Source organism: Corallococcus sp. bb12-1 (genome assembly GCF_026626765.1).
Classification (GTDB): domain Bacteria; phylum Myxococcota; class Myxococcia; order Myxococcales; family Myxococcaceae; genus Corallococcus; species Corallococcus terminator.
In genome coordinates, this window is the sequence record NZ_JAPNJZ010000001.1 from 1,355,058 (window position 1) to 1,361,177 (window position 6,120).

Sequence of the window (6,120 nt, forward strand, 5' to 3'; positions counted from 1 at the left end):
GAGTCACGGCTGCGCGTGCAGTGGCGTCCGTGACTTCCAGTACTCCTGCTGAGCGGGCACGGAGACCAGCTCCCGCTCCGGATAACGCAACGCCGTCAGCTTGCCGCCGAACACGCAACCGGTGTCCAGGCAGACGGTGTTGTGGACCCACTCGGCTTCCGGCACCGAGGTGTGGCCGTACACCACCACCGCGCTCCCCCGGTACTGCTCCGCCCAGTCGGCTCGCACCGGCAGGCCATACGCATCCGCTTCGCCCGTCGTCTCGCCGTAGAGCGCGAAGTCGCGCATCTCCGTGGAGTCTCGCCCGTGCATCGACTCCTTCAAGCCCGCGTGCGCCACCACCAGCCGGCCGTCATCCAGGACGTAGTGCGGCGAGCGGGCCTCGATGAAGTCCGCCACCGCCCCTGAGAACTCTGGCGGCTCGCGCTCCAACTGCTCCAGCGTCATCGCAAGCCCGCGCGCGACCCGCACGTCCTTGCCCCGCAGCTTCTTGAGCAGCTTGATTTCATGGTTGCCCGGCACGCACAGCGCCGTGCCCGCCTCCACCATTCCCATCACCAGGCGCAGCACCTCCGTCACGCCGGGCCCCCGGTCGATGAGGTCGCCCAGGAACACCACCTTGCGCCCCGCCGGCACGCCCACGTCGAAGCCGCGAGCACCGTCCGCGCGGGGAGCGACCGTGTAGCCCAGCTTCGTCAGCAGCGCCTTCAGCTCCTCGAAACAGCCGTGGATGTCTCCGATGATGTCGAACGGGCCGTGCTCATCCTGGCGATGGCCAGGCACGCGCTGCCGTTCGAACTCCACCGCGTCCACCGTCTCCGGCGTGAGCACGTGGATGTGTTTGAAGCCCTCCTTCGGCAGGCTCCGCAGGGCGTTCTGCAGTTGCTGCACCTGGTTGCGCAGCCCGCGCGCACTGGTGCCGGGACGCAAGCGATTGCGCTCCAGCAGGAGCGCCTCCGGCAGGTCCAGCACCAGCGCCACCAGGGGCACATGGTGTTCGCGCGCCAGCGCCATCCAGCGCTTGCGCGACTCGGCGCTCAGGGGAACGTCGTCGATGACGGTGAACGCCCCCCGCGCCAGCCTCGCGGCCACGTCGGCGTGCAGGGTGGCCTCTTGAGACGTGTTGCCGCCGGATTCCGACAGCACCTCCGTGGGTGGGAAGTGCCGACTTGCGAGCGTGGAGCGGCCGGAGCCGGAGGGACCGATGAGCAGCACGAGGGACTGCCCTGGGAGTTGGAGCTTCATGGTTTGAACACCGACGTGAGGGTCGGCGTACCGACCGGCGCCCCTTCCGGGGCAGGACGCACACGGACACTCCCGCGCGCGACCCCGACCGGCGCCCGGGTCACGCGAAGGCTCGCGGACCCTCCGGCTCCGGACGGGATGAGCCCCCTACGTGCGGATGCGCTCCCACCTGACACGCGTCACTTCAAAGGCAGGATGAAGGCTTCCAGGTACACATCCGGACGCTCGATGTCGCCCGACGGCGTGCGCTGGTAGCCCCGGCGCTCGTACATGCGCGCCACGCCCGTCGCGCCCCGGCGCACGTGCAGCGTGATGGCGTCCACGCCCCAGCGCCTCGCGAGGACCTCCGTCTCCGCCAGCAGCGGCTGCGCCAGCCCCTGCCCGTGGAAGCGCACCGACGTGGCCAGCGCCCGCAGGTCCGCCGCGCGGGGCAGCCAGGCTTCGGAGCCCGGCGAACCGGGCGGGTACAGGGCCACCGTGCCCACGACCTCGCCGTCCAGCTCCGCCACCAGCAGGGTGCATTCCTTGCGGCGTGTGGCCACGTCGCGCAGGAACGCCTTGCGCTCCTCGGAGTAGACGACCTCCGGCAGCTTCTTCGAGTACTGCGTGATGAAGGCTTCCACCAGCAGCTCGCCAATCGCCCCGTCATCCGCGGGGCGAGCCTCGCGGATGAGGATCCGCGCCACCACGTCCGTGCTCATGTGCCGCCCCCTAGCACGCGGGTCACCAGGGGGACAGCGCTGTCACGCCCTCAGGCACCGCCGGGCGGACGGCCTAGCACTCGTTGAGGATTTGCCGGTAGGCCGACGTCCGACCCCAGCTCTCCCACCAGCCGCAGTGACAACCCCGGCCGCCAATCTGCTCCGAATAGCTCCCGTCGCTGAAGTACATCGTCAGGTAGTCCGGGCTGTTCGCACAGTCGGGAAGCGGAGCCTCCTGCGTGGCCAGGTCAGGTGCCTCTTCCTGCTCCATCGCGGGACCACAGCCCACCATCAGCGCCGTCGCCAACACACCACCGAGAATGCTCGCTCGCATGCGACCTCCGTCAGGGTTGCGCCGCAAACCCTAACAAAGGCGAGCCTTTCTTGGAATACGCGACAGCCATGTTTCAGCTTTACCGCCGCCGTGGCCTGGGGGCCTCGGGGCTCAAACCTTCTGGTACGGCAGCTCGACCGTGAAGGTGGCCCCGCTGCCAGGCTCGCTCTCGACGCGGAGGATGCCACCGTGGGCTTCGACCACCTGCCTGGCAATCCAGAGCCCCAGCCCCAATCCCCCATGGCTGCTCGTCGGCACCGCGCGCTCGAACCGGTCGAAGATGCGGGCCTGGGCATCAAGGGGAATCCCGATGCCGTGGTCCTGGAGCACGAGCCTTGCCCGGTCCCTGGACGCCTTCACCACCACCTCCACGGGCTTACCCGCCCCGTACTTGAGGGCGTTGGAGAGCAGGTTCGTCATCACCTGCTCAAGCCGTGACCGGTCCCAATGGCCCCACACCGGCTGCTCGACGAGCACCCGGAGCTGGCAGCCCGACCGGGTCACTGCTTCGGCGGAGCGCTCCACCACCTCGAGCACGACGGCCGCCAGGTCGCACTCCTCCACCTGGAGTTCAAGCCGCCCCGCGCGGATGCGGACGACATCCAGGAGAGTCTCCGTAAGCGTGCCGAGCCGCTGCGTCTGCTGCCGTGCTCGCTCCACCCGCTCCTGCACCCGCTCGTCGCCCACCTCCCGCGCCAGACGCGTGAGGGAGTGGAGCTGGAGCTGGAGGGTCGTCAGGGGCGTGCGCAGCTCGTGCCCGGCGACGGACAGGAAGTCATCCCGCAGCCGCACCGCCACCAACAGCTCCTTCTCGATGCGCTTGCGGTGTTCAATCTCCGTTTCGAGCATCTTGGAGCGTTGCTGAAGGGCGGCGACTTCGCGCAGGCGCAGCTCATCGGCGGGGACCCGCGAATAGGCCTCGGTGGGACTGACGTGGGCATGCGCGCCGCAGACCTCGTGGAACACCCGCGCATCCTCCTGCGTCTGGAACCCTCCCAACGCATAGGCGCAGAGCAGGCCGAACGGGTGCGACTTGCCAAGCTCGTTCCACTGCGCCTCCAACAGGAGCGCTGCCTGGGGATTTTGATCCTTCAGGAGCAGGTCCACCATTTCGCCGAAGGCGCGCACCCTCCGCCCGCCAGCGGCGTGATGGCTCCTGTCGAGCACCTCTCCGATGACCTGCTGGAAGCGACTCCAGTCCGGCAGTCCATCGACCATGAACCTTTCGAGGGTGTCCCGGGCATCCAGCAGGACGAGCCGCCCTTCTTCCTGGGCGCGTTCCACGTCAACGCCCAAAGCCATCAGCCGCGCCGTGAAGCCTTTCGCGTGGGCTTCCGAGGCGATGACGACAGCGGGCTCACCCTCCTGGAAACCGGCGTCCAGGAACTTCGCGACCACGTCGAAGAGGAACAACGGGTCCTCATAGAACTGGACGCGGTGGTCGCTGTCTCCCGACGGATGCGGGCTTTGCGCCGTACCTCCGTGGGCTGAGCTCATGGGGCATCATACGGCCGACGAAGAAATCCGCATCCGTCCCGCCCTGCGGTTGCAACCTTGGCAGCAGTACTTGCGACCTTCGTACCAGGGGCACGTCACGTTCTCCACGCATGGAGTGCTGGCTTTCACCCAGGGCGCTGACACACCTTCTTCCGAGCCCGCTCTCGCCGCGCGCCCATGAGCGCCCAGGCCGCGAACAGCAGGCTTCCCGCCACCGCGGCGGATCCGCCTCCGCCCGTGGTGCAGCCGCCCGTCGGCGCACCCACCTCCACGTCTTCACCCGGCCTGACCGTGGGCGCCTCCGCCGAAGGCCCCTCCGCGACGTCTTCCGGCGGCGTGCCCGCATCCGTGGGATCCGTGGGACTCCCTGCGTCCGACGGCGTGCCCGCGTCAGGGGCGGGTTCTGCTCCGGCGGTCAGCTCCTGATGGCGCTGGATGAGCCGCAGCCGCGCCGCATCGAACGCGGCGCCGTCGTCCGGCACGCGCGACGCGGCCGGAATCAGCTCCCGCGCCACCTTGCGCGCGAAGCCGGGGTCTCCCGCGTCGCTCACCGCCTTGAGCCACTCGTAGTCCTGCATGCCCTGGCGGATGAGCTTCAGGCGCAGGGACGCCACCGGCACGTCCGTCGTGCCGCCAATCGCAGCCGGCGTGCCCGGATAGAAGAGCGTCCCATCTCCATTGCCATTGAAGCGGTACTGGTCCGTCCACGCCGTGGAGAGCATGCCCACCGACTGGTAGTAGAGCTCCCCCGTCGCGCCCTCCAGGAACGTCACCCATTGCATCGACCGCGCCTTCGCTGACGAGCGGTCCAGCATGTACGACGGCCACCCCGCGCCCGGCTTGTTCTCCGGCGCGTTGGTCCCATACGCACAGCCGTGGCTCATGCAGCTCTGATACATCCACAACGCCGTACCAGGACGCTTCAGGAAGTCCGTGTATGTGTCGCGCTGGTCGCCCCGGAAGGTGCCCTCCGTGCCGTCCAGGTGGTTCACCAGCGGAACCACCGAGTCCACCAGGCCCTCCAGGTCGTGGTTGCCCAGTTCGTGCGAGTTCGTCGTCAGCAGCGTGCGCAGTCCGGGCGCCGCCTGCCGCAGCAGGTCCGCCGTCGCGTGCACCTGATCGAAGCTCGTCCCGTAGGGGGGCTCGTCGCCCAGTTGCACGTAGGCCCGGTCCAACCAGCCCTTCGCCTTCATGTGCGCGGTGAAGTCCTTCAGGTTCTGCGCGTCGAGCGGCCCCACGTACTCCAGGCTCGTCATCCGCGCGCCGGGCAGGCGCGTGGGCGCGGTGCCGTCCAGGTACGGGCCCCACGTCGCGTCGAAGTCGCTCCACGCGGGCGGCCACGGCTTGCGCGGGAAGAGGCTGGACAGCGTGAAGCGGTGCTCCAACGCCATGCGCTGGTAGCGCGCGAGCAGCGGCTGCAACTCCCGCGGCGTGCAGTCCTCGCGGCCCGTGTGCGCGCGGCACACGTGCGGCGGCCACAGCAGGAACGCCGACGGCAGCGAGGACGTGCTCGGCAGCGTCGCGTCCACCACCGTCAGCCTCGCCGTCACCTGCCGCTGGAAGCCTCCGGCCGCCTCCACCGTCACCGTGCCGGTGTAGTCCCCGGGGGGCGCGTCCTTCGGCACGTGCACGTCCACCCAGACGGCGCGCGCCTCGCCCGCGGGCACGTCGAAGGGGAACGCCGTGCGCTGCTCCCCGGCGACCTCGTCCGTGTCCGGCACCAGTCCGTCCGGCCACCGGCCCACCGGCTCGCCCGCCACGGAGGCCTTCTTCGTGGTGACGAGCGCCTCGCGGTACAGCGCCACGTCCGGCCCTCGCAGCGTCGTGGAGCCCGGGCCCTCCAGTGACGGCAGTCGGGCGCGCACGCCCTGGAGGCCCGAGTCCCCGCCGTGCAGCGCCACCTGGAAGGAGACGAACTCATTGCGCGCCGCGGTGAGGCGCACCTCGGTGGCGCTCCGGGCGGCGCTCTCCGGCCGCACCTTCACCATGAGCCCCTCGCCCCACACGGCGGGACTGGCCGCGAAGGCCGGCAGGGCCACGGTCAGCGACAGCAGGGCGAGGCGCAGGGGTCGAATCGAAGGCATGAAGGAAGAAACGCGTCCTGGCCCTCGCCCGCTTCCCGCACGGAGCGCTCCTGTCAGCCGGGCGGGCAGGCGTGCAGCGGCGCACGGTCCGGCTTACAGGAAATCGCCGATGATGCTGGGGAGCTGTTCGCTCAGCTTCTGAAGCAGGCCCCGGTTCTTCCAGCCCTTCCAGTGGATCTCCCGGGAGTGGGTGAGGTCCTGCTCGAAGGCGGCCCCCAGCTGCTTCGCCAGCTCCGGGTCCTCCACCATCAGGGAGCCT

Annotated in this window: 5 protein-coding genes; all 5 read right to left on the reverse strand. The window is 69.6% G+C overall.

The window, feature by feature from the left end:
• Positions 1 to 3 precede the first annotated feature (3 nt).
• The gene (locus OV208_RS05710) at positions 4 to 1,245 is read right to left on the reverse strand and encodes an AAA family ATPase (protein ID WP_267572776.1); all 1,242 of its coding nucleotides are present in this window, start codon (positions 1,243 to 1,245) and stop codon (positions 4 to 6) included.
• A 179-nt stretch (positions 1,246 to 1,424) separates the two neighbouring features.
• Entirely contained in the window at positions 1,425 to 1,946 is a 522-nt protein-coding gene (locus OV208_RS05715) for a GNAT family N-acetyltransferase (protein ID WP_267572777.1), read from the reverse strand.
• Positions 1,947 to 2,019: 73 nt separating this feature from the next.
• Complete coding sequence (locus OV208_RS05720; protein WP_267572778.1) at positions 2,020 to 2,280, reverse strand: hypothetical protein; 261 nt, start codon at positions 2,278 to 2,280, stop codon at positions 2,020 to 2,022.
• 111 nt (positions 2,281 to 2,391) lie between these two features.
• Positions 2,392 to 3,777 (reverse strand): ATP-binding protein, encoded by a 1,386-nt coding sequence (locus OV208_RS05725; RefSeq protein ID WP_267572779.1) that lies wholly within the window; start codon positions 3,775 to 3,777, stop codon positions 2,392 to 2,394.
• 125 nt (positions 3,778 to 3,902) lie between these two features.
• On the reverse strand, positions 3,903 to 5,861 hold the full coding sequence (locus OV208_RS05730; RefSeq protein ID WP_267572780.1) for a DUF4091 domain-containing protein: 1,959 nt from the start codon (positions 5,859 to 5,861) through the stop codon (positions 3,903 to 3,905).
• Positions 5,862 to 6,120 lie beyond the last annotated feature (259 nt).